This window comes from Mycolicibacterium elephantis DSM 44368 (assembly GCF_004014805.1).
Lineage (GTDB): Bacteria > Actinomycetota > Actinomycetes > Mycobacteriales > Mycobacteriaceae > Mycobacterium > Mycobacterium elephantis.
Map to the genome: position 1 here is coordinate 1 of NZ_ATDN01000033.1, position 20,198 is coordinate 20,198.

Consider the following 20,198-nt stretch of genomic DNA (forward strand, 5'->3'; position numbering starts at 1 on the left):
CCTCCGGCGCCGCCGAATCCGCCGTTGCCGCCGCGGCCTCCGGTCCCACCAATGGCGCTGCCGCGCCCGTTCTGGCCGTCGCCGCCGGCCCCGCCCGCACCGCCGTTGCCGTTCAGGCCGCCGCGACCGCCGTTGCCGCCATTGCCGCCACCGCCGAAGTTCCCGGTGATGCTCGTGCCGCGACCGCCCGCACCGCCTTCGCCGCCGTCGCCCAGCAGCCCGCCGTCGCCGCCGGCGCCGCCCCTACCGCCGAGCGCATCCTCGGTGGTACTGCTGGCATTGCCGCCGTTGCCACCGTTTCCGGCGGTTCCGCCGAACCCGCTACGGCCGCCGTTGCCGCCGCTGCCGCCGTTCGCCAGGCTGGATGTGCTGCTGGCTGCACCACCGTTGCCGCCGTTACCACCGTTGCCGAGGAAGCCGCTGTTGCCGCCGTCACCGCCGCGGCCCCCGTCGGCGAATGAGTCATTCTCGGCCGTGCCGCCGTTGCCGCCCGCGCCGCCGTTGCCCATCAGCAGGCCGCCGTTGCCACCTCGGCCGCCGTTACCCGCCCTGCCTTCGGCATCGCCGACCCCGCCGACACCGCCATTGCCGCCGTTGCCGAACAGCCCCGCGTCCCCGCCGTTGCCGCCGGCTTGTCCAGGCAGACCGGCCCCGCCGTTGCCGCCGTTGCCCATCAACAGCCCACCGCGCCCACCGTCCTGACCGGGCCCCCCGTCGGCGCCGTTGCCGATCAACAACCCGCCGTTCTGCCCCGGCAACACACCGTCGCCGATCAGCCAACCGCCCGGACCCACCGCACCGAGAAACGCGCCCGTCGGGCTGAACAGGCTGGTGCTCACCGCCGCTGCCGCCGGTGCCGCCTCCGAAGTGGTGCGGTGTGCCGCGGGGGCAGCCAAAGTGGTTGGGGCGAAGAAGAACCGGCTCAACTCAAAGTCAGCCGCGAGGTCAGCGGCTGAAGCCGTCGAGGCGGGCTCAATTTCGCCGGTGCTGCCGTTGCGTACCGGTCGCTGCGCCGTCCGGTGTGCGGGTGCGGTCGCCACCGGCGACGACGACTGCACTCGCGGCGCCTCGGTAGCAGCAGCGACAGGCTCGAACCATTCAGCAAGCGAAGGTTTTTCGACCGCGGCGTGCGAACCGACCCCCGCCTGCGGCGACGCGTCCGGGTCCGCGGCCGCAGGAGCCACGCACACCCCGACGCCGAGAATCACCGCCAGAACACCGATTCGCCCGATATACGTGCCGGTCCTCGTCGCTGCGCCGTTCATCGCTCTGCTCCTGTCGTATGTCGGGGCCCGCAATTCGCCGGGCCTCGACAACACGTTCGCTCACCAAACCGGCGACCACATCAGGAGAAATTCCCCATATTCGACCGTGGGCCCGCTGGCCATCTCGTCGTTACCGCTGGTCAGAGGCTTCGGGTCTGGGTAGCCTCAGACGACGTGAGGCTGATCGAGCGCGATCGCGAGCTCGCCGAGCTCGCCGCTACGGCCGATCAGGCGCGCGCCGGGGCCGGTGGCGTCGCGATCGTTTGCGGCGAATCCGGCGCCGGCAAGACATCGTTCGTCGATGAATTCATCCGGTCCTGGCCGGCCGACGAGAAAGTGCTTCTCGCCGGATGCGATCCGCTGTCGACGCCGCGGCCGTTCGGCCCGATCCACGACCTTGCCGACCAGTTCGAGCCGCGGACTCGAGAACTGCTGCGTGATGGCGATCGGCCCTATGACATCTACTCGGCGGTGTTCGAAGAACTCGTCACGAGACCGTCGGTGCTGGTAATCGACGACCTGCACTGGGCCGATCAGGCGACCATCGACTTTCTGCGTTTCGTGCTTCGCCGTGTCCGGCGGACACATTCGGTCGTCGTCGGCACCGTCCGCGACGACGAAATCGACAACACCCATCCGATGCGTGCGCTGCTCGGCGACGTCGCGCGCGCGACCAATGCCAGATCGCTGGCGCTGCCGCCGTTGAGCCTGGCTGCCGTCACCGACCTGGTGGGCGATCGTCCCCTGGACCCGGTTTGGCTGCACCGGATCACCGGGGGGAACGCGTTCTTCGTCGTCGAGATGCTCGACCAGGCCGACACCGACCTGCCGACCACGGTGCGGGACGCCATCTTGTCGCGCACCGTGGGCCTCGACGTTCCCGAATGGGACCTGCTGTACCTGTTGGCATGCGCGACGGGCCCGATTCCCGACGCGCTGCTGGCCCATCTGGGCGTCACCATGGAGGCGTTGCGCTCACTGGATCAGGGCAAGCTCATCAAGCGGACCGAGCGCGGAATCACGTTCAGCCACGACCTCTGTCGGCTGGCGGTCAGCAGCGTCATTCCCCCGGGCGCCGAGCCGAACCTGCACCGCCGCATGATCCGCGCCTATGAGGCGACCGCGTTGGGCGATCCCGCGGTGCTCACGCATCACGCCCTGGGTGTCGGTGAACCAGAACGGATCCGGGCTGCCGCATCCGATGCCGGGCGCGCCGCGGCGCGATCGGGCGCTCATACGCAGGCCGCCGAGTTCTACCGCACCGCGCTGGAACACGGGGGGCCGATGCCCGCCGAAGACGAAGTCGAGCTGCTGGAACTGCTTGCCGACGAGAGTTTCCTGACCGACCGCCTGGCCGACGCCATCACGGTGCGCCAGCGCGCCTTACAGCTGCGCCAGCGGCTCGGCCCGCCCGCGGCGGTGAGCGCGAACCACAACGCGCTGGCGACCTATCACTGGTGCGACGGAAACCGCTCTGCCGCAGATCATTACGCCCAACAAGCGATGGCGGCCCTGGCGGGCGAGCTGGCCCCGGGGTGCCACACCGAGCGCGCGCTGGCCGGCCGTGCGCTGGTGACGCAGGCGCTCATCGCCGTCATGTCGGGCGACCTGGAGCGCACAGCCCAGCTCGTATCGCAGGCCACCGAATTCAGCGCCGACGACGACCATCCGGCGCTGGCGGTCTGGCTGCGGATCGTCGACGGCTACCGTTCGGCGTTCTCCGGAGACAGCGACGGTCGGGCTGCGGTGCTGACGGCGATCGAATCGGCCGCCGAGGACATGGACGACATCCGGGCCCACACCTATGCCGGTCTGTTGTATCTCGACGTGGAGCATCGCAGGCTGGATCAGGCGGCCGAGTTGCTCGAGGTCAGCCTTTCGCTGAGCGTCGAGCGGGACGTTCCGCTCGCCAGGTCATGGCAGCTGGGCGAACGCGCCAGGCTCGAACTGCTGACGGGAGACTGGGACGACGCGCTGACCGACGCCGACAACGCGTTGGCCACCCAAAGCGGCGAGCTGGCTCGGGCCTGGCCGGTTTCGGTGCGTGCACTGATATCGCTGCGCCGCGATGCGTCCGGCGCCGAAGACGTCGACGAGCAGTGGCGGCTCGCGCAGCGGCTCTCCGAACCGATACGGCTGTTGGCGGCGGCCGCGGTGATCGCCGAATGGGCTTGGGTGACAGGCACGGCCGACGAACGACTGGCGGCGTGTAGGGCGCTGCTGGACGACGGCCCGCAGGTGGGTGTGGAGTGGTCACGCGGGGAGCTGGCGATGTGGCTGCACCGCCTCGGTCTCGGCGTGAAGCCCGATGGTATCGCCAGTCCTTACCGACTGCTGCTAGCCGGTGCACACGAAGCCGCGGCCGAAGAGTTCTCGAGCAGGTCGATGCCGTACGAGGCCGCGCTGGCGCTCACCGACTCCGACGATCCCGACCTGGCGCGCCGTGGGCTCGACGCTCTCGACCGGCTCGGCGCTGACGCGGTGGCCGCCAAGATCCGGGGCCGGCTGCGGGCGCGAGGCGTGGCCGTGGTGCCCGCCCGCCGCCGCTCGACGACATTGGCCAACACCGCCGGTCTCACCGCCCGGCAGGTCGACGTGCTGCGACTGCTGGGCGACGGGCTGACCAATGCCGAGCTCGCCGAGCGGCTTTACTTGTCGGTCAAGACGATCGACAAACATGTGTCGGCGATCCTCGACAAGCTTGCGGTCACCAACCGGCGCGACGCCGTGCGGCGCGCCCGCGAGGCGGGGATCCTCGACTAACCTGCCTCGGCGGTCGCGTCGGCCAGCGCCTCGGCGAACTGCGCCAGGTCGTCGCGGGTCGTGTCGACATGCGGTGAGGCCCGCAGCACCGGCACCGTCAGCTCGAACGGCGCACGCTGCACCTCGGCATATGTCGTGACCATCCCCCGCTCGGCGAGCAGCCATGCCCGTACCTTCTGCGGGTCGGCGCCGTCGGTGGGGGCCACCGTGGTGATCGCGGTCGGCTCGTCGCGCGGTTCGACCACCCGCCACCCGGGTATGTCGCTCAACGCTTCTCGGGTCCAGCGGCCGACCTCGGCGAGCCGGGCGCGCATCTGCTCGGCTCCTGCGGCCAGGTGCTCGCCGACGGCGACCGAAAAGCCCACGCGGTCAGCGACATTGGCCTCGCCGTGCTGGAGGCGTTCGATCACCGAGAGGGGCAGGTTCCATTCCGGGGGCGGCAGCCGTGGGCGCAGACGCTGCGCCAGATCCGGGTCGATGGCCAGCACCCCGACACCGCGCGGCCCGGCAAGCCATTTACGCGACGAGCTGTAGATGGCCGCGGGGCGCACCGCGCAGTCGAGGTGGCCGAGGGCTTGCGCGGCGTCGACCACCAACGGAACACCGAGGTCTCGGCACACGTCGGCCAGCGCGGCCAGCGGCTGCGCCACGCCGCGGTGGCTGGCCAGCGCGGTGAGGTGCACGACGGCGGGCGGGTCGGCGCCCAACAGGCGAGCGGCGGCGTCGGCGTCGAGCCGTCCGCGCTTGTCGGCAGGCAGCGGCCGCACGTCGAAACCGTTGGCGGCCATGATCGCCAGGTTGGGCCCGTACTCACCGGGCAGGCAGGCCACGCTGCGCTCCCCCGGCCAGCTGGACAGCAGCAGATCCAGTGCGTGGTTGGCCCCGGTGGTGAAGACGACATGGTCGGCGGGCAGGCCGGTCAGGGCGGCGACGGCGGCGCGCCCGGCCGCCAGCACCGGCGCCGCCGCCTCGGCGGCGACGTATCCGCCGACCTCGGCTTCGTGGCGCGCATGTCGCGCGGTGGCGTCGATGACCGCGAAGCTCTGCCGTGAGCACGCCGCGCTGTCCAGATGCAGGCCGGCGACCTTTGGCCGCGCCGACCGCCACTGCTCGCCGAGGCTCATTTGGTCGACAGTGACAGGCCGAAGTCGCCTGCGGGGTCGGTCCACCAATGGGTGCGCTGCAGACCGGCCGCTGCCAGCTCCGCGGCCACCCCGTCGGGACGGAACTTGCATGACACCTCGGTGAGCATCTCCTCGCCGTCGGCGAAGTCCACCGTGAGGTCCAGTTCGCGCACACACGCCCGCTGCGCACCGCGGGCGCGCAGCCACATCTCGATGCGTTCCTCCCCGGCGTTGAACCGCGCGACGTGGTCGAACGCCGCCAGGTCGAAGTCGGCGTCGAGTTCGCGGTTGATCACCGCCAGCACATTGCGGTTGAACCGGGCCGTGACGCCGGCGCTGTCGTCGTAGGCGCGCACCAGGCGCTCGGTGTCCTTCACCAGATCGGTGCCCAGCAGCAGGCTGTCACCGGGCCGCATCGTCTGCGCCAACGCGGTCAGGAACCGCGCGCGCGGTTGCGGTGTCAGGTTGCCGATGGTCGAGCCGAGGAACGCGATCAGGCGCCGCCCGACCCGAGGTATCTCGCGGAGGTGCTCCTCGAAATCGCCGCACACCGCCTCGACCTCGACACCCGGATACTCCTTCTGGATCGCCGCCCCCGCCGCGTTGAGCACGCCGGCGTCCACGTCGAACGGAATGAACCGTCGCAGAGTTCCGTTGTCGCGCAACGCATCCAACAGCATCCGCGTCTTCTGGGAGGTGCCGCTGCCCAGTTCTACCAGGGTGTCGGCGCCCGAGGCCTCGGCGATCTCGGCGGACCGGGCCCGCAGGATCTGCGCTTCGGTGCGGGTCGGGTAATACTCCGGCAGCCGGGTGATCCGGTCGAACAGGTCACTGCCGACCGAGTCGTAGAACCATTTGGGGGGCAATGCTTTCGGCGTCTGCGTCAGCCCGTCGAGCACGTCCCGGCGCAGCGCCCGCGCGGCCGAGTTCGCCGGCAGGTGGTTGGACAGCGAGAGGGTCACGACGATCCTTTCAGGGGAGTCAGTTCGACGTCAGAGCCGACGGCGACGGAGATCAGGTGCCGATCCGGCAACTCCTGCCAGCGCGGATCGTCATCGTAGGGTTCGCTGGCCAGCACGGTGCCGTCGTCTCGGCGCAACACCGACAACGTGTCACCCCATGTGGTGGCGATCAGTCGAGAACCGTTGCCGGCCAAGATGTTCAGCCGTGCGTTGGGGTCCGCTGCGGCGACCTCCGCCAGGGTGTCGGCGAGCCGGTCGAGGCCGCGCTCGAAGATCAGCGCCGCCAGCAGCGCGCTGTCGTTGGTGGATTCGGCGTGCCGCGACAACGGGAGCACGCCGCGGTCGACCAGGCCGTTGTGCGACAGCAGCCACGTCCCGTCGGTGAACGGCGCCGACGCCGTCGCCTCGATCGGCATGCCGATGCTGGCCGACCGGACGGCCGCCACGATGCAGCCGCCACGCAACGCGGGCGCCATCGACGCGAACGACGCGTCGCCCCACAGCGGGGTGGCGCTGCGCCACCGGCGGGGCGTGCCGTCGCGCACGTCCGACGAGAAGAACCCGACCCCCCACCCGTCGGCGTTCAGCAGACCGTGCTTCTGGCGGCGCGGCGCATACGACTGGACGAGCAGGCTATTGGCGGGTTCGAGCACCAACGAGGCCACCGACACCGGGTCGCCGAGCCAGCCGAGGTGGCGGCACATCAGGCTTGACCCTCCTCAACGGACCACGCCAGGCGGACGCCGGCGAAGATCTGGCGCCGGATCGGGTGGTCCCAGTTGCGGAAGCTGGGCCGCAGGATGTTGGCCGCCACCGCCCACGACCCGCCGCGCAGCACCTTGTAGTCGCCGTCAAAGAACGGCTGCGAGTAGCGCTCGTAGATCATGGGCGTGAAGCCGGGCCAGGGCCGCAGCGGGGAGGTGGTCCACTCCCACACGTCGCCGAGCAGCTGTTCGGCGCCGTAGGCGGACGCGCCGGCGGGATAGGCCCCGACCGGCGCGGGCCGCAGCGCGTCGCCGCCGAGGTTGGCCAAGTGCGCGGTCGGCTCCGAGGCGCCCCACGGGTAGCGCCGCCGCGCGCCCCGCCCGGGATCCCACGCGCAGGCTTTCTCCCACTCCACCTCGGTGGGCAGCCGTGCGCCCGCCCACGCCGCGTACGCCTCGGCCTCGAAATACGTGACGTGCTGGACGGGCTCGTCGGCGGGGATGGGTTCGACGTGGCCGAACCGGATGCGGGTGCCGTCGGGGTTCCAGAACTGCGGTGCCCGCAGCCCGGCCTGCACGCGGTGCGACCAGCCGGCCCGCGACCACCACCGGGGTTCGTCATAGCCGCCGTCGTCGATGAACTGTTGCCACTCGCCGTTTGTGACCGGCACCCGGCCGATGCGGAAGGACGGCACGTCGACGACGTGTGCGGGACGTTCGTTGTCCAGTGAGTGCGGTTCGGTCGTGGCGTCGACGCCGAGCACGAACTCACCGCCGGGCACCTGCACCGAGGTGCCCGCGACACCGGCGCGACCGGCGGGCAGCGGTGCGCCCGAGTCGAGCAGCGGCGCCCCGACCCGCAGGTTCAGCGCCTGCAGCATCGTCTCGTCGTGCTGGTTCTCGTGGCTGATCACCAGGCCGAAGTTGAACGCCGCCCCCAGATCGGAACCGTCGTCCGGCAGCGCGTCGAGCACGTCGAGCGCCTTGTCGCGCACCGTGCGGCAGTAGGCGCGGGCGTCGGTCGGCGGCAGCAGCGGGAGGTCGGCGCGGCCGGCGCGGGGATGCACGAACGCGTCGTAGAGACGTTCCACTTCGGGCGCCAGCATGCCGGGCCGGTCGGGGTTGCCGTCGCGCAACAGCCACAGCTCTTCCTGCTGACCGATGTGCGCGAGGTCCCACACCAGCGGGCTCATCAACGGGTGGTACTGACGGGTGACTTCGGCGTCGTCGAAGTCGACCAGCCGCAGCGTGCGGTCTCTGGCCGCCGTCAGGTCGCGTGCGAATTGTTCTCGAACGGTCACATCTCCCCTTGCGCCAGTTGTGCGACCGCGGGCGCGATCCCGTGTTCGACGGCCAAATCGGCGAAGTCGTCCGCCGGGGACCGTCCCTGTTCGACCGAACGCACCAACCGTTGCATCGATTCCGCGAGTTCGGCCGGTGCCCGTTCGGCGGCGGCCGTCACGCACCGCAGCGCGGCCTGCTGCAGCCGACGATCGCCGAGGCCGAGTTGCGCGGCGCGGTCCCACGCGGTGGCGACCGGCTTGGTGGCCTCGGTCGCCACGGCCGCCGCCGACGGATCGTCGAGCAGCGTGACGAGCGTGAACACCACGGCGGGCCAGATCGCGTCGGGCACGCTGTCGAGGTAGCGGATCTCCAGCCACCGCCGCGGACGCACCGGCGGGAACAGCGTGGTCAGGTGGTAGTCGAGGTCGGCCTCGGTGGGCCTGCGGTCGCCGAGCAGCACCCGTCCGTCGGCCCAGTCGGCGAACGGCACCCACTGGGTCACCGGGACGATCTGCGGGGTGTGCAGCAGCATCACCGGCGCCTTGAGCGCATACCGCGCCCAGTCACTGGCCGGGTCGTCGCCGTTGACGCCGAGCACCGGGCCGCAGCGCGCGGAGTCCAGTTGGCTCCACACGTGCTGCCGTGCCGAGCGCCACCCCGAGAACCTGCCGGCGAGCAGCGGGGAGTTGGCGGCGACGGCGACCATCGTGGGGCCCAGCGCATGGGCCAGCCGCACCCGCTCGGCCCAACCTTCCCGTGGTCCGGCGTCGAGGTTGACCTGCACTGACGCCGTCGAGGTCATCATCGCCGCGCCGGCCGCGCCGGTCTGGCTGGCATCGAAGAACGTCTCCATCGCCGCGTAGCGGGCACCGGGGTTGACCCGCTGGGCGGGCCGCAGCGGATCGGCACCGAGCAGGATCAGCCCGAGCCCCGCGCGGGCGAAGGCCTCGGCCAGCACGGCCCGGTCGGCCGCCATCGCGCTGATGGCCGCCGGCGCACCGTCGATCGGCGGACCGGACAGTTCGACCGCGCCGCCGGGCTCCACTGTCACCCTGCTGCCACCGGGCAGCGGCGGAAGGTCGGCGATGACGTCGCCGAGTTCGGCCCAACTCGGCCGTCGCATCGGATCGGCCGGATCAAAGCCGTGCGCCTCGATCTCCAGGCCGACCCGGCCCACGTCGCCGTCGCGCAGGCAGTTCGGGCCGACATGCAGCGCCGCGCTGATCGCGCTGGTGAGCTCGGGCGACTCGGTGCGCGCATCGCCCACCTCGGACGTGATGGTCAAGGTCATTTCCCATCCCCTTCCGGGTTTGGCGATCGCGGCCTTCAGACCATCTTGGGTGAGCCCTCCGACAAAACCCGAGCCTTTTTCTGTGAACTGTCGGTTAAGCGGGCACCGGGATTATTGGCCGAGCGTGTTCTGCATCGCTCCGGCCAGCACGTTCACGGCGGGGCCGGCGTTGCCGGACTGGCACACTTTCGCTTGCAGCAAAACATTTTCCCGCTTGCGCGTGGTGTTGAAGCAGCGCCGGTCGGTGCCGGCCTCCTGCTTGACCCAGTCCGCCTCGGTGGCGGTGGCCGGCCCGCCGGTGAAGGTCCACACCTGCGTGGTGAGGTTGTCGAGGTGCATCGCGGTCGTCTGCCCGTTGCAGCCGACGGTGCGGTCGACGACCCGGCGGAAGGCACGCTCGGCGGCGTCGTTCGTGGCGTACACCCCGACCGCCTGCTTGACGAAGTGGCTCTGGTCGTCCGGCGCCGTCTGGGTCACCGCCCCGTTGAACGACGCCAGGTCGGGGTCGGCGTAGACGTCAGGCAGCCCGATGTCGGCCCAGTTGTTGCAGGCGGGGTTGTCGACGTAGAAGGACTGGAACGGATCGGAGTAGGTCCATTCGAACCGCATCGTCGTGCCGACGATGTTGCCGACCGAGCCCTTGGGCAGCACCGCATAGTTGACCACGCCGGGGTCGGACGGACGCGCGCCGACCGGCGCCGCCAACGACAGCCCCACGAGGCCGATGCCGACCGCGGCGGCCACCGTCGTTCCCCGGCCGCTGCGCGTCCGCCGGGACAGCATCAGACCTTGGCCGACAGCTTGACGTCGATGTTGTTGCGGGTGGCCTTCGAGTAGGGGCACACCTCATGCGCCTTCTTCATCAGATCGTCGGCGGCGGCCTGGTCCATTCCGGGCAGGTAGCCGATCAGATGGGCGTTGATCGCGAAGCCGCCGTCGGGATCCTTGCCGAACCCGACCTGTGCGGTGATCGCGCTGGCATCGTCGACCTTGATGTCGTTGTTCTTGGCCACCAACCGCAGCGCACCGAGGAAGCACGCGGCGTAGCCGGCCGAGAACAACTCCTCGGGATTGGTGCCCTCACCGCTGCCGCCCATTTCCTTCGGGTGGTTGGTGTTCAGGTCGATCTTGCCGGTCGAGGACTTCACGTGGCCTTCACGCCCGCCAGCGGTTGCGGTTGATTCCTGGGTGAAAACGACTTCGATGCTCATGGGTCTGATCATGCCAGCCCACATTCAAACGGCAAGACCGCCCGTGGCGCCTAACCGCCGCCGTTCAGTTTGGCTCGCAATCCCTCTTCGACCCGCTTACCCAGATCGGGGTCGACGTTCGACCAATACTGAAACACCCGCGACAGCACCGGCTCGCGCACATCCTGCGACACGTGCCCGATGATGTTGTGGGCCAAGCGTTCCCGAGCTTCATCGTCGAGCACCTTGCGCACCAACGTCCCGGCCTGACCCCAGTCGTCGTCATCGGGGCGCAAGGTGTAGGCCGTGCGCACCATTTCACCGTCGGAGGCCCAGTGCACCTCGGCGGCGCGCTTCGGGTCGGCCTCGGGACCACCCATCGAGTTCGGCGCGTACACCGGGTCGGTGACGTTGCGGATGCGCATCGCACCGTCTTTCGAATACGCCCGCACGCCGTTCTTGGGTTCGTTGACCGGGATCTGCTTGTAGTTCACGCCGAGCCGGGCGCGGTGGGCGTCGGCGTAGGAGAACCCCCGCGCCAGCAGCATCTTGTCGGGGCTGAGGCCGGTGCCGGGCACGATGTTGTTCGGCTCGAACGCCAGCTGCTCCATCTCGGTGTGGTAGTCGACGACGTTGCGGTTCAGCGTCATCCTGCCGACCTCGTGCAGCGGGTAGTCGCCGTGCGGCCACACCTTGGTCAGATCGAACGGGTTGAAGCGATAGGTCTTGGCCTCCTCGAACGGCATGATCTGCACGTGCAGCGTCCAGCTGGGGAAGTTGCCGTCCTGAATGGACGTGTACAGGTCGCGCTGGTGGTAGTCACCGTCCTCGCCGGCCAGCCGGTCGCCTTCCTCTTGAGTGAGGAACTCGATGCCCTGGTCGGTCTTGAAGTGGTACTTCACCCAGAACAATTCATCGGCGGCGTTGAGCCAGCTGTAGGTGTGGCTGGAGTAGCCGTTCATATGCCGCCAGGTCTTCGGGATGCCGCGGTCGCCCATCAACCAGGTGACCTGGTGGGCCGACTCCGGTGACAGCGTCCAGAAATCCCACTGCATGTGGTGGTCGCGCAGGTTGGTGGCCTGCATCCGCTTCTGGCTACGGATGAAGTTCTGGAACTTCATCGGATCCCGCATGAAGAACACCGGGGTGTTGTTGCAGACGAGGTCGAAAATCCCGTCCGGCGTGTAGAACTTGAGCGCGAAACCCCGTGGGTCCCGCCACGTGTCGGGGCTGCCGCGCTCGCCGGCGACGGTGGAGAACCTCGCGATCATCTCGGTCTTGGCGCCGGGCTGGAACATCGCGGCCTTGGTGAACTTGCTGACGTCCTGGGTCACCTCGAACTGACCGAACGCGCCGCCACCCTTCGCGTGCGGTTGGCGTTCGGGAATCCGCTCCCGGTTGAAGTTGGCCATCTGCTCGATCAGGTAGTGGTCCTGCAGCAGAATCGGGCCGTCCGGGCCGACCGTGAGTGAATGCTCGAGACTCGGGGCCGGGTTGCCTGCGTCGTTGGTCGTGTAGTTCTCGGTCATCGGTGGTGATCTCCTCGCGTCGACGGCGTCGGGCTGAGCCGCCTCCCAGACGGGCCTCCCCGTTTCCCACCGATCTCAAACCTGACCTGGGTCGGACCCGCGTTCCCCTCCGCACTCGAGCAGAACGCGGGTCCGACGTGACGTCAGGGACGCGCGGGCGGCGTCGTCGGCGCGGGCGACTGCGGGGATTGCGGCGGCGCCATGGGACCACCCGGGCCCATCGGCGGCCGCTCGAACTCACCGCGCGGTCCCATCGGGAAGTGCGGGGGCGGGCCCCGATGGAAGATCGCGAAGTCGCGGTCGCCGTGATGGCCGCGGTGACCGTCGTAGTGCCTGCCGGAGTGTGCGCCGAGGAAGAAGCCGGTGAAGAAGATCACCGCGACGATGAAGACGACGCCGGCGACGATGCCGACCCAGGCGGCGGCCGACGTGGCCCGGGATCGCCGCGGCGGTTCGGCCGGCGGGGGCGGCGGCGTGACGGGGGTGGTGGTCGGTTCGGATGTTGGTTCGCTCATGACGTCGATCATCTCCCCGCCGGTTCGGTGCCGCTCATGAGTCGGCTATGAATCCGCTGTGAAAGGTGGCTTTGACAACCGGCGCGGCCGCCGCTTAGGTTTTGACTATAAGCGTTGTCAAAATGCGCTCGAAGGGAACCGAGGCGATGAACAGGCCAATCCCCGCACGTCATCCGTCGCGACCGCGCCCAGTGCCCGCGGCCATCCGGCTGATGGCGACTGCGTTGGGCATCGGCGCACCGACCCCGGAGCAGTGGCGCAGGCTCGGTGAGCGACTCACCGTGGGCGACGCACCGATGGACCGGCTGGTTGCGTGGATGTCGGATGCGGGCCTGAAGGAGACCCGGCCGCTTTTCGACCGGGCGCTCGCCAAGGGAATCGACTCGGTGCCCGAGGCGCCCGAACCGCTGCGGGAGTTCTTCGAAGAGGTCGAGACGGTGCCCCCGTGGGTGGACCGCGCGACCCTGCGGCGCGGGCAGCGAGCGCTGCGCCGCGGGGGTGCCGACGGCATGTACATCGCCCGCGACGTGTCGCTGCTGGGCGGTTACCAGTTCTCCGGCTTCAACAAGACGCTGCTACGCACCGGTGCGCTGGAGAAGGGGTCCAACAAGCGCTTCGCCGAGACCATGCAGTGGGCGATGGACGTCATCGCCGAGGGCGGCCTCGAGGTGTTCGGTTCGGGATATCAGGCCACGCTTCGGGTGCGGCTGATCCACTCGCTGGTGCGTCGCCATGTGGGCGCGATGCCGGACTGGCGTGCTGAGGAGTGGGGCGTGCCGGTGAACCAGACCGACATGGCGGCGACGCTGGTCGGCGCGCTGGTCGCCCCCGCCGTGGGTGTCGCTGGCATGGGAATTCTGCTGAGCCCCAAGGACTATGAGTCGATCGCGCACCTGACGCGCTATGTCGGTTGGCTGATGGGCGTCGAGGACGAGTGGCTGCCGCGGGACTTCCGCGACAGCATCCGGGTGCTCTATCACACCCTGGGGGCGCTGGCCGAGCCCGATGAGTCGTCCAAGCAGTTGGCGATGCCGATGGTCGATGACCCGCTGGGCTGGCACTTCGACACGTTGCCGAGCCTGCGGCGTCGCATCGCACGCGCGCAACACCTTTCGGTCACCAGCGGGTTCTTGGGTCCGCGCACCATGAAGGCACTGGGCCTGCCCCGTTATGTGCCGCCGTGGTATCCGCTGCTACGCCTGCCGGTGAACCTGGCCCGCAGTGCGGCCGCGGTGTTCGTGCCCGGCGGACGGGTGCGCGCCACCGACCGCGGTGACCGCGAACAGAAGGCGTTGATGCGCACCATCATCGGCGATGAGGGCGCCACGATCGGCGAATCCGCCGAGCACGTCAGCGTCGCCTGATCGGGATTTTCACCGCCAGTCGCGGAACGCGTTCATCAGCTTGTCGCGGAACGCCGGATCCAGTGCGTCGCCGACGTTGTTCAGCGTCGTGATCGTCGCCCGGAACTGCTGAAGGTAGTTCTCACACCCGTCGCACTCCAGGAGGTGAAGGTCGAAGCGAGCCCGGGTGTCGGGATCCAGCGACCCGTCGAGGTACGCGGTGACCAGCTCGACGAGCTCGTTGCAGTCCATGGAGTAGGCACTCATGATTCCTCTGACAGGTAAGCCTCGAGCGCTTGCCGCACCGCGGCGCGGCCGCGATGCAGCAGGACCCGTTGGTTGGCGACGGTGATGTCGAGCAATTCCGTCACTTCTTTCGAATTGAATCCGTACACGTCGCGAAGGGTGACGACGATGCGTTGTTTGTCGGGGAGCCGGTCGAGTTCGCTTCGCGCCACGGCGAGCATCTCGTCGGCCAGCACCGAGCCCTCCGGGGTTTCCGGAAAGGGCAGGGGCGCGGAGCCTGTTCTCCAGTGGCCCGGCCAGCGGTCGTCTGCGCCGCGAAAGCGTGCCGCGTCGACGGTTGTGCCCGCGAACGCGGCGAACTCGGCGTCGCCGGTGCGCCGCTCGCGCAGCCCCCGTTTCTTCGCGGTGTTGATGAGGATGGTGAAAAGCCATGTGCGCAAGCTTGATCGCGCTTGGAACCCGTCGATGCCCTTCAGCAGTGCGATCCAGGTCTCCTGCACGACCTCCTCGGCGACCTCCGTCGTCGCGACATAACCGCGGGCGATCCGCAACATGGCGGCGGCGTGGCGGTCGACCAGCAGGGCGAAGGCGCTCTCGTCGCCGGCTTTCAGGGCGGTGACGAGCGCGGCTTCGTCCTCCGCGACGGCCCTCATCGTGCAGCGAGGGTAACCCCGCGTGACCGTGCGGCGCGCACGGAATCGGCCAGCGTCCACAGCGCCGCGCCGAGCAGGACGACGTCCTTGATGAGGAACTGCCCGGTCGTCGACAGCATCGGCAACCCGCCGGCCGCTTCCTCGCCGATACCGGGGGTGGTGAACAGGAAGCTGATCGTGGCGACGAACAGCACCACGGCCAGCACGCTGCCCAGCGCCGAGATCCTCGGCCACCACGGATTCACGGCGATCAGCGCGGCCGCCGTGACCTCCATGACGCCGAGCAGCGCCGAGAACGTCGTCACGCTGAAGATGTCGTAGAGCCACGCCATGAACGGGCTGTTGGCGACCAGCGGCTGGATGCCATGCGCTTCAAATGCTGTGAACTTCATCAGCCCGATCCAGCCGATGACGAGCACCAGGCCGTACCGCAGGACCGCGCCGGCGGCGCCGTGGATTTTCGCTTCGGTGGACTCACTCGTCGCGGCGGTGAGCGCATCTCGGATGGTCATGGCACTTCCTTCGACTCGCGGCGGCAGCGCCTTCGCTGCTGCGTATACAAGGGGGTGTTCGGGAAGCGCTGAAGCGTTACAGCGGCTTGAAGGGGTTGACCGCGAACTGGATCACCCGGTACGGCGTGCCGCCACGCGGGCCGGTGTTCCACTGGCTGACAAAGACTCTCACCTCGTCAAGCGTGGAGCCCGGAGAGATGTAGCCGCCGTACGGCTGGGCCAGACGGTTGTTCTCCGGCGGGCCGAGGTGCTCCACCGGCGTCGGCCACTCGGTGGCGACCACGACGGTCGTCACCGGCGCCGTGCCCAGCTGCGTCGGGTCGTTGGCGACCCGCATTTCCATGTTGCCGGTGGTGGCGTTGAAGTACGACAGCACCGTCTTGCCGTCGATCATGCGGATGCTCATCTCGCCGATCTGATCGGGCCACAGCGGTGTCGGCGGATGTCCCCAGCCCCGCGTCGACGACCATCCCTGCCAGCTGTCACGGTCGGTGAAGCTTTCCGGAGGAACCCGGTACAGCACGACCGGTGAGGTGCGGTCGAAGTTGTTGGCGACGATGTAGACGAAGCCGCTCGGCGAGTCCGGTTTGGGGATCGGGTCGTAGTAGCCGCTGATCTGCGACTGCCGCCACTGCTGATACTCCGCCGGCCGCTCCGACCCCGGCACCGTCTGCCAATTGCCATGTCCCGGTTCGGCTTTCACCAGCCGAGAGGTCTGCGGATCCAGGTCGCGCACCGTGGTGACCATCATGTAGTTCTCGCGATTGATCTGCACGACACCGGCGGGCAGTTGGGATGCGCCCGGCGGTGTCGGATCCGCCAGCAGCGGCTTGTCCGTGCCGGTGACACCGACGTATTGCACGCCGCGGCCGTCGTTGATGGACTCGGTGTCAACGTGCAACGCGATCGGTGAGTACCAGCCGCCGTAGCCGACGCCTTGGCCCGCGAAGCTGTCCCCACACACCTGCAGGATGCCGCTGGGGAACTCCATGAACTCGCACAGGTCGGTGGCGCCGATACCGTAATCCCTTGTCGGCGTGCCTGTTCCGGCGGTCGGTCCGATGCGAATCACCTGGCCGGGAGCCAGCGGCGGCAGCACCGGGCCGGGAATGGGCGCGGGCTGCGCGTGCGAAACCGCGCATGACGATGCGGCCACCAAGCCAACCAACGCGAGTAGTGCCGAGCCGACTCGGCGGCGCACGCCCATCTCCATTCCGATCGACAGCGTAACCACCTCCGGCAGGAGATGGGCGCCGAGTCACGAACTCGACAGGTGGCCGGGCCACAGCCCGCCGTGAGCGAGCGCCGAGATCGACGAAATGGCGAAAACTACTCGCACTTTTCCGCCCGAATGTCCCTTTGGGCGTATTGCCTGGGCGAATTACAGCTCGGCGGCCACCAGCTCGGCGATCTGGATCGTGTTGAGCGCCGCGCCTTTTCGCAGGTTGTCGCCCGACACGAACAGCGCCAGCCCACGGCCGTCGGGCACGCCCGGGTCCTGGCGGATGCGCCCGACCAACGTGACGTCGACACCGGCAGCGGCCAGCGGCGTCGGCACGTCGACCAGCTTGACCCCCGGCGCACCGGACAGCAGCTCCGAGGCGCGCTCGACCGAGAGCGGCCGGCTGAACTCGGCGTTGATCGACAACGAGTGCCCCGTGTACACCGGCACCCGCACACAGGTGCCGCTGACCGCGAGGTCGGGAATGCCGAGGATCTTGCGGCTCTCGTTGCGCAGCTTCTGGTCCTCGTCGGTCTCCCCGGAGCCGTCGTCGACGTAAGAACCCGCCAACGGCACCACGTTGAACGCGATCGGCGCGACGTACGTGTCCGGCGCCGGGAAGTCCACCGCCCCGCCGTCGTGCACCAGGTCGCGGCTGCCGGAGATGACCGCCTGCGCCTGACCGTAGAGCTCTTCGACACCGGCCAGCCCGCTGCCCGAGACCGCCTGGTAGGTCGAGGCGATCATCCGCACCAGCCCGGCTTCGTCGTGCAACGGCTTGAGCACCGGCATCGCGGCCATCGTGGTGCAGTTCGGGTTGGCGATGATGTTCTTCGCCAGCTTCACGCCCCGCACATCGCGGGCGAAGTTGACCTCGCTGACCACCAGCGGCACGTCCGGGTCCTTGCGCCAGGCCGAGGAGTTGTCGATGACGACCGCGCCCGCCTCCGCGAACCGCGGCGCCTGCACCCGCGACATCGTCGCGCCCGCGGAGAACAGCGCGATGTCCAGGCCGGACGGATCCGCCGTCGCAGCGTCCTCGACCTCGATCTCCTGGCCGCGGAACGGCAGCTTCTTGCCCTGTGAGCGCGCCGAGGCGAAGAACCGCACGCTGGTCGCGGGGAATTCACGCTGCTCGAGCAGGGTGCGCATGACCTGGCCGACCTGGCCCGTCGCGCCGACCACACCGATCGACACCATCTACTGCTCCCGTCGCTGCGCTCGCCCCACAGTTACCGCCCCGTTCCCGCGTAGACCATGGCCTGCTCGTCGCCGCCCAGGCCGAACGCCTCGTGCAGCGCCGACACCGCCTTGTCCAGCTCGGTGTCCTTGATCAGCACCGAGATGCGGATCTCGGAGGTGGAGATCAGTTCGATGTTGACCCCGACCTTGGCCAGCGTCTCGCAGAACTTCGCGGTGACCCCGGGATGGCTCTTCATCCCCGCCCCGACCAACGACACCTTGCCGATGTGGTCGTCATAGAGCACCTTGGTGAAACCGATCTCCTTCTGCAGCGCGGCCAGCGTCTCCACCGCGAGCGGGCCGTAATCGCGCGGGCAGGTGAACGTGATGTCGGTTTTGCCGTCCTCGACCTTGGAGATGTTCTGCAGCACCATGTCGATGTTGATGTCGGCGTCGGCGACGGCGCGGAACACCTTGGCGGCGTAACCGGGCACGTCGGGGATGCCGACCACGGTGACCTTGGCCTCGCTGCGGTCGTGGGCGACTCCGGTCAGGATGGCGTCTTCCATGGGAATGTCCTCTATCGATCCGGTCACCAGCGTGCCGGGTTTGTCCGAGTACGACGACCGGACGTGGATGGGAACGTTGTAGCGGCGGGCGTATTCCACGCAGCGCAGCACCAGCACCTTGGCCCCGCACGCGGCCATCTCCAGCATCTCCTCGAAGCTGATCTGGTCGAGGTGGCGCGCGTTGGACACGATGCGCGGATCGGCGGTGAAGATGCCGTCGACGTCGCTGTAGATCTCGCAGACGTCGGCGTCGAGCGCGGCCGCCAGTGCGACCGCGGTGGTGTCCGAGCCGCCGCGGCCCAGCGTGGTGACGTCCTTGCTGTCCTGGCTGACGCCCTGAAACCCGGCGACCAGCACGATCTGCCCCTCGTCCAGCGCGGAGCGCAGCCGCCCGGGTGTGACGTCGATGATCTTGGCTTTGCCGTGCACGCTGGTGGTGATCACGCCGGCCTGCGACCCGGTGAACGAGCGGGCCTGCGCGCCAAGGGAGTCGATGGCCATCGCGACCAGCGCGTTGGAGATGCGCTCCCCGGCGGTCAACAGCATGTCCATCTCGCGGGCCGGCGGCGCCGGGCACACCTGCCTGGCCAGATCCAGCAGGTCGTCGGTGGTGTCGCCCATGGCCGAGCACACCACGACGACGTCGTTGCCGGCCTTCTTGGTCTCCACGATGCGCTCGGCGACGCGACGGATCCGCTCGGCGTCCGACAGCGAGGATCCGCCGTATTTCTGCACGACGAGCGCCACTGAACAAACCTTTCGAAGTTCGGGGGGAGAATCTCACCCAGGATATCGGTTGATCGAAACCGGATTTACCCGCCGGTAGCGGCGCCGCCCCCAGCCCGAATGCCGGTGGCTACGCCACCGACAGAAACGCGAACGGTTCAGCAGCCTCGAATTTCGCGCTGGCGTCCCCGGCGTACACGGTTTTCTCGCCGTCGCCGAGGTTCAGCCGCTTCGTCGGCGCGCCCTCGGAGAAGTCGAGGTTGGCCAACTCGACCCAGAACGTGTTGGGCGAGAGCGCCGACTCGAAGAAGTAGCGCAGCGACGTGTGGTCGACGGCCGTGCGCCACCGGGTCGAGGAGATGTTGGGTTCGTCGGGGGTGGTGATGCCGTACGGCACGGAGACGTTGCGCACCACGCTCATCACCACCGCGACCGCCTCCAGCGGGTCGGCGGTCTTGGGCACCGCGTCGATGTAGAACGCCGCCCGCACGAACCGGTCGGCGGCGCGGTTGGTGCCGGGCAGCATCACGGTTCCGCCGATCTGCTCCCAGTACTCGGTGATCGCGAGCTGTTTGGAGAAGATCGGCGAGTTCGTCATCACCTGGTACTGGCGGCCGTGGTGGATGACCTGCTCGCCGTCGATGTACTCGACGATCGCGCTGTCGCCGGTGGCGTCGGACATGGCCAGGTGCAGGGTGGCCAACCGGTGCTGACCGGGCACCTCGGCCGTCACCACCCGCAGCGGCGTGGCGGTGAGCGCTGCGACGGCCTCGGCGACGGTGGCGAAGTTGTCCAGCACGTACTGCGCCCACAACGACAGCGCGACGGCGGGCCGGTCCCCGGTGTTGGACGGGTACTCGGACTCGGCCAGCCACAGCAGGTTGGCGGCCAGCCCGGCCTCGTTGACGCCGTCGGTGGTGCAGATGTCGTATCCGCTGGCCACCACGCTGCCGTACTTGGCCGTCCACGTCGCCGAATCGGGCCCGGCCTGCCCGGTGCGCGTCACCCCTCGGGGCAGCGCCCACAGGTTGGTCCCGATCTCGTACTTCCAATCCATCGACCGGCCCGTGACGATCCGTTCGCCGGTACCGAGATAAACCACTCGAGTGCACACACTG

The 20,198-nt window shown here is 69.0% G+C and carries 19 protein-coding genes; 2 read left to right on the plus strand and 17 right to left on the minus strand.

The genetic code is table 11. From position 1 onward, the window contains the following. Positions 1 to 1,265, minus strand: a 1,265-nt coding sequence (locus tag MELE44368_RS27360; RefSeq protein ID WP_164890161.1) for a PGRS repeat-containing protein, incomplete at its 3' end; no start/stop codon positions are given. 174 nt (positions 1,266 to 1,439) lie between these two features. On the opposite strand from MELE44368_RS27360, the gene MELE44368_RS19440 reads away from it, so the two are divergent. Then, on the plus strand, positions 1,440 to 4,028 hold the full coding sequence (locus MELE44368_RS19440) for a helix-turn-helix transcriptional regulator (protein ID WP_128110003.1): 2,589 nt from the start codon (positions 1,440 to 1,442) through the stop codon (positions 4,026 to 4,028). Here the strand turns inward: MELE44368_RS19440 and egtE are convergent. The 9 genes from egtE to MELE44368_RS19485 all read right to left on the minus strand — a co-directional run bounded on the left by egtE (position 4,025) and on the right by MELE44368_RS19485 (position 12,627). Further along, complete coding sequence (gene egtE, locus MELE44368_RS19445; protein ID WP_128110004.1) at positions 4,025 to 5,152, minus strand: ergothioneine biosynthesis PLP-dependent enzyme EgtE; 1,128 nt, start codon at positions 5,150 to 5,152, stop codon at positions 4,025 to 4,027. The genes MELE44368_RS19440 and egtE overlap by 4 nt on opposite strands. Continuing rightward, a complete protein-coding gene (egtD, locus tag MELE44368_RS19450) occupies positions 5,149 to 6,114 on the minus strand; it encodes an L-histidine N(alpha)-methyltransferase (protein ID WP_128110005.1) in 966 nt (321 codons plus the stop codon). Before egtD ends, egtE begins: the two co-directional genes overlap by 4 nt. Continuing rightward, positions 6,111 to 6,818, minus strand: a complete 708-nt coding sequence (egtC, locus tag MELE44368_RS19455) for an ergothioneine biosynthesis protein EgtC (RefSeq protein ID WP_128110006.1) — start codon at positions 6,816 to 6,818, stop codon at positions 6,111 to 6,113. The genes egtD and egtC overlap by 4 nt, the downstream gene beginning before the upstream one ends. After that, on the minus strand, positions 6,818 to 8,119 hold the full coding sequence (gene egtB, locus MELE44368_RS19460; RefSeq protein WP_128110007.1) for an ergothioneine biosynthesis protein EgtB: 1,302 nt from the start codon (positions 8,117 to 8,119) through the stop codon (positions 6,818 to 6,820). The genes egtC and egtB overlap by 1 nt, the downstream gene beginning before the upstream one ends. Continuing rightward, on the minus strand, positions 8,116 to 9,393 hold the full coding sequence (gene egtA, locus MELE44368_RS19465) for an ergothioneine biosynthesis glutamate--cysteine ligase EgtA (RefSeq protein WP_128110008.1): 1,278 nt from the start codon (positions 9,391 to 9,393) through the stop codon (positions 8,116 to 8,118). The genes egtB and egtA overlap by 4 nt, the downstream gene beginning before the upstream one ends. Positions 9,394 to 9,504: 111 nt before the next feature. Next, on the minus strand, positions 9,505 to 10,176 hold the full coding sequence (locus MELE44368_RS19470; protein WP_128110009.1) for a sensor domain-containing protein: 672 nt from the start codon (positions 10,174 to 10,176) through the stop codon (positions 9,505 to 9,507). Continuing rightward, positions 10,176 to 10,604 (minus strand): organic hydroperoxide resistance protein, encoded by a 429-nt coding sequence (locus tag MELE44368_RS19475; RefSeq protein ID WP_206613811.1) that lies wholly within the window; start codon positions 10,602 to 10,604, stop codon positions 10,176 to 10,178. Before MELE44368_RS19475 ends, MELE44368_RS19470 begins: the two co-directional genes overlap by 1 nt. A 50-nt stretch (positions 10,605 to 10,654) precedes the next feature. After that, positions 10,655 to 12,112: a catalase gene (locus tag MELE44368_RS19480; protein WP_128110011.1), complete on the minus strand. Its 1,458-nt coding sequence runs from the start codon at positions 12,110 to 12,112 to the stop codon at positions 10,655 to 10,657. Between the two features lie 143 nt (positions 12,113 to 12,255). Then, positions 12,256 to 12,627, minus strand: a complete 372-nt coding sequence (locus tag MELE44368_RS19485; protein ID WP_241566695.1) for a hypothetical protein — start codon at positions 12,625 to 12,627, stop codon at positions 12,256 to 12,258. A gap of 146 nt (positions 12,628 to 12,773) precedes the next feature. Between MELE44368_RS19485 and MELE44368_RS19490 the strand changes: the two genes are divergently transcribed. Next, the gene (locus tag MELE44368_RS19490) at positions 12,774 to 13,991 is read left to right on the plus strand and encodes an oxygenase MpaB family protein (protein ID WP_128110013.1); all 1,218 of its coding nucleotides are present in this window, start codon (positions 12,774 to 12,776) and stop codon (positions 13,989 to 13,991) included. Positions 13,992 to 14,000: 9 nt separating this feature from the next. Here the strand turns inward: MELE44368_RS19490 and MELE44368_RS19495 are convergent, their stop codons facing one another. The 7 genes from MELE44368_RS19495 to MELE44368_RS19525 all read right to left on the minus strand — a co-directional run bounded on the left by MELE44368_RS19495 (position 14,001) and on the right by MELE44368_RS19525 (position 20,194). Beyond that, on the minus strand, positions 14,001 to 14,237 hold the full coding sequence (locus tag MELE44368_RS19495) for an anti-sigma factor family protein (protein ID WP_206613812.1): 237 nt from the start codon (positions 14,235 to 14,237) through the stop codon (positions 14,001 to 14,003). Beyond that, positions 14,234 to 14,869, minus strand: coding sequence for an RNA polymerase sigma factor (locus tag MELE44368_RS19500; RefSeq protein ID WP_128110014.1), 636 nt, complete (start codon positions 14,867 to 14,869; stop codon positions 14,234 to 14,236). Before MELE44368_RS19500 ends, MELE44368_RS19495 begins: the two co-directional genes overlap by 4 nt. Then, positions 14,866 to 15,381: a YkgB family protein gene (locus MELE44368_RS19505; protein ID WP_128110015.1), complete on the minus strand. Its 516-nt coding sequence runs from the start codon at positions 15,379 to 15,381 to the stop codon at positions 14,866 to 14,868. The genes MELE44368_RS19500 and MELE44368_RS19505 overlap by 4 nt, the downstream gene beginning before the upstream one ends. Positions 15,382 to 15,457: 76 nt before the next feature. Next, on the minus strand, positions 15,458 to 16,594 hold the full coding sequence (locus tag MELE44368_RS19510) for a DUF4185 domain-containing protein (protein ID WP_409366139.1): 1,137 nt from the start codon (positions 16,592 to 16,594) through the stop codon (positions 15,458 to 15,460). Between the two features lie 168 nt (positions 16,595 to 16,762). Then, positions 16,763 to 17,803, minus strand: a complete 1,041-nt coding sequence (locus MELE44368_RS19515; RefSeq protein WP_128110016.1) for an aspartate-semialdehyde dehydrogenase — start codon at positions 17,801 to 17,803, stop codon at positions 16,763 to 16,765. A 32-nt stretch (positions 17,804 to 17,835) separates the two neighbouring features. Beyond that, on the minus strand, positions 17,836 to 19,101 hold the full coding sequence (locus tag MELE44368_RS19520; RefSeq protein ID WP_128110017.1) for an aspartate kinase: 1,266 nt from the start codon (positions 19,099 to 19,101) through the stop codon (positions 17,836 to 17,838). A 109-nt stretch (positions 19,102 to 19,210) separates the two neighbouring features. Beyond that, entirely contained in the window at positions 19,211 to 20,194 is a 984-nt protein-coding gene (locus tag MELE44368_RS19525; protein WP_128110018.1) for a bile salt hydrolase, read from the minus strand. Positions 20,195 to 20,198: the final 4 nt, after the last annotated feature.

Coding starts and splice junctions, on each gene's coding strand:
- egtE (WP_128110004.1), bottom strand. CDS start 5,152: ATGAGCCTCGGCGAGCAGTGGCGGTCGGCGCGGCCAAAGGTCGCCGGC.
- MELE44368_RS19500 (WP_128110014.1), bottom strand. CDS start 14,869: ATGAGGGCCGTCGCGGAGGACGAAGCCGCGCTCGTCACCGCCCTGAAA.
- egtA (WP_128110008.1), bottom strand. CDS start 9,393: ATGACCTTGACCATCACGTCCGAGGTGGGCGATGCGCGCACCGAGTCG.
- MELE44368_RS19490 (WP_128110013.1), top strand. CDS start 12,774: ATGAACAGGCCAATCCCCGCACGTCATCCGTCGCGACCGCGCCCAGTG.
- MELE44368_RS19480 (WP_128110011.1), bottom strand. CDS start 12,112: ATGACCGAGAACTACACGACCAACGACGCAGGCAACCCGGCCCCGAGT.
- MELE44368_RS19475 (WP_206613811.1), bottom strand. CDS start 10,604: ATGAGCATCGAAGTCGTTTTCACCCAGGAATCAACCGCAACCGCTGGC.
- MELE44368_RS19485 (WP_241566695.1), bottom strand. CDS start 12,627: ATGAGCGAACCAACATCCGAACCGACCACCACCCCCGTCACGCCGCCG.
- MELE44368_RS19470 (WP_128110009.1), bottom strand. CDS start 10,176: ATGCTGTCCCGGCGGACGCGCAGCGGCCGGGGAACGACGGTGGCCGCC.
- MELE44368_RS19510 (WP_409366139.1), bottom strand. CDS start 16,594: ATGGAGATGGGCGTGCGCCGCCGAGTCGGCTCGGCACTACTCGCGTTG.
- egtC (WP_128110006.1), bottom strand. CDS start 6,818: ATGTGCCGCCACCTCGGCTGGCTCGGCGACCCGGTGTCGGTGGCCTCG.
- MELE44368_RS19505 (WP_128110015.1), bottom strand. CDS start 15,381: ATGACCATCCGAGATGCGCTCACCGCCGCGACGAGTGAGTCCACCGAA.
- MELE44368_RS19515 (WP_128110016.1), bottom strand. CDS start 17,803: ATGGTGTCGATCGGTGTGGTCGGCGCGACGGGCCAGGTCGGCCAGGTC.
- MELE44368_RS19495 (WP_206613812.1), bottom strand. CDS start 14,237: ATGAGTGCCTACTCCATGGACTGCAACGAGCTCGTCGAGCTGGTCACC.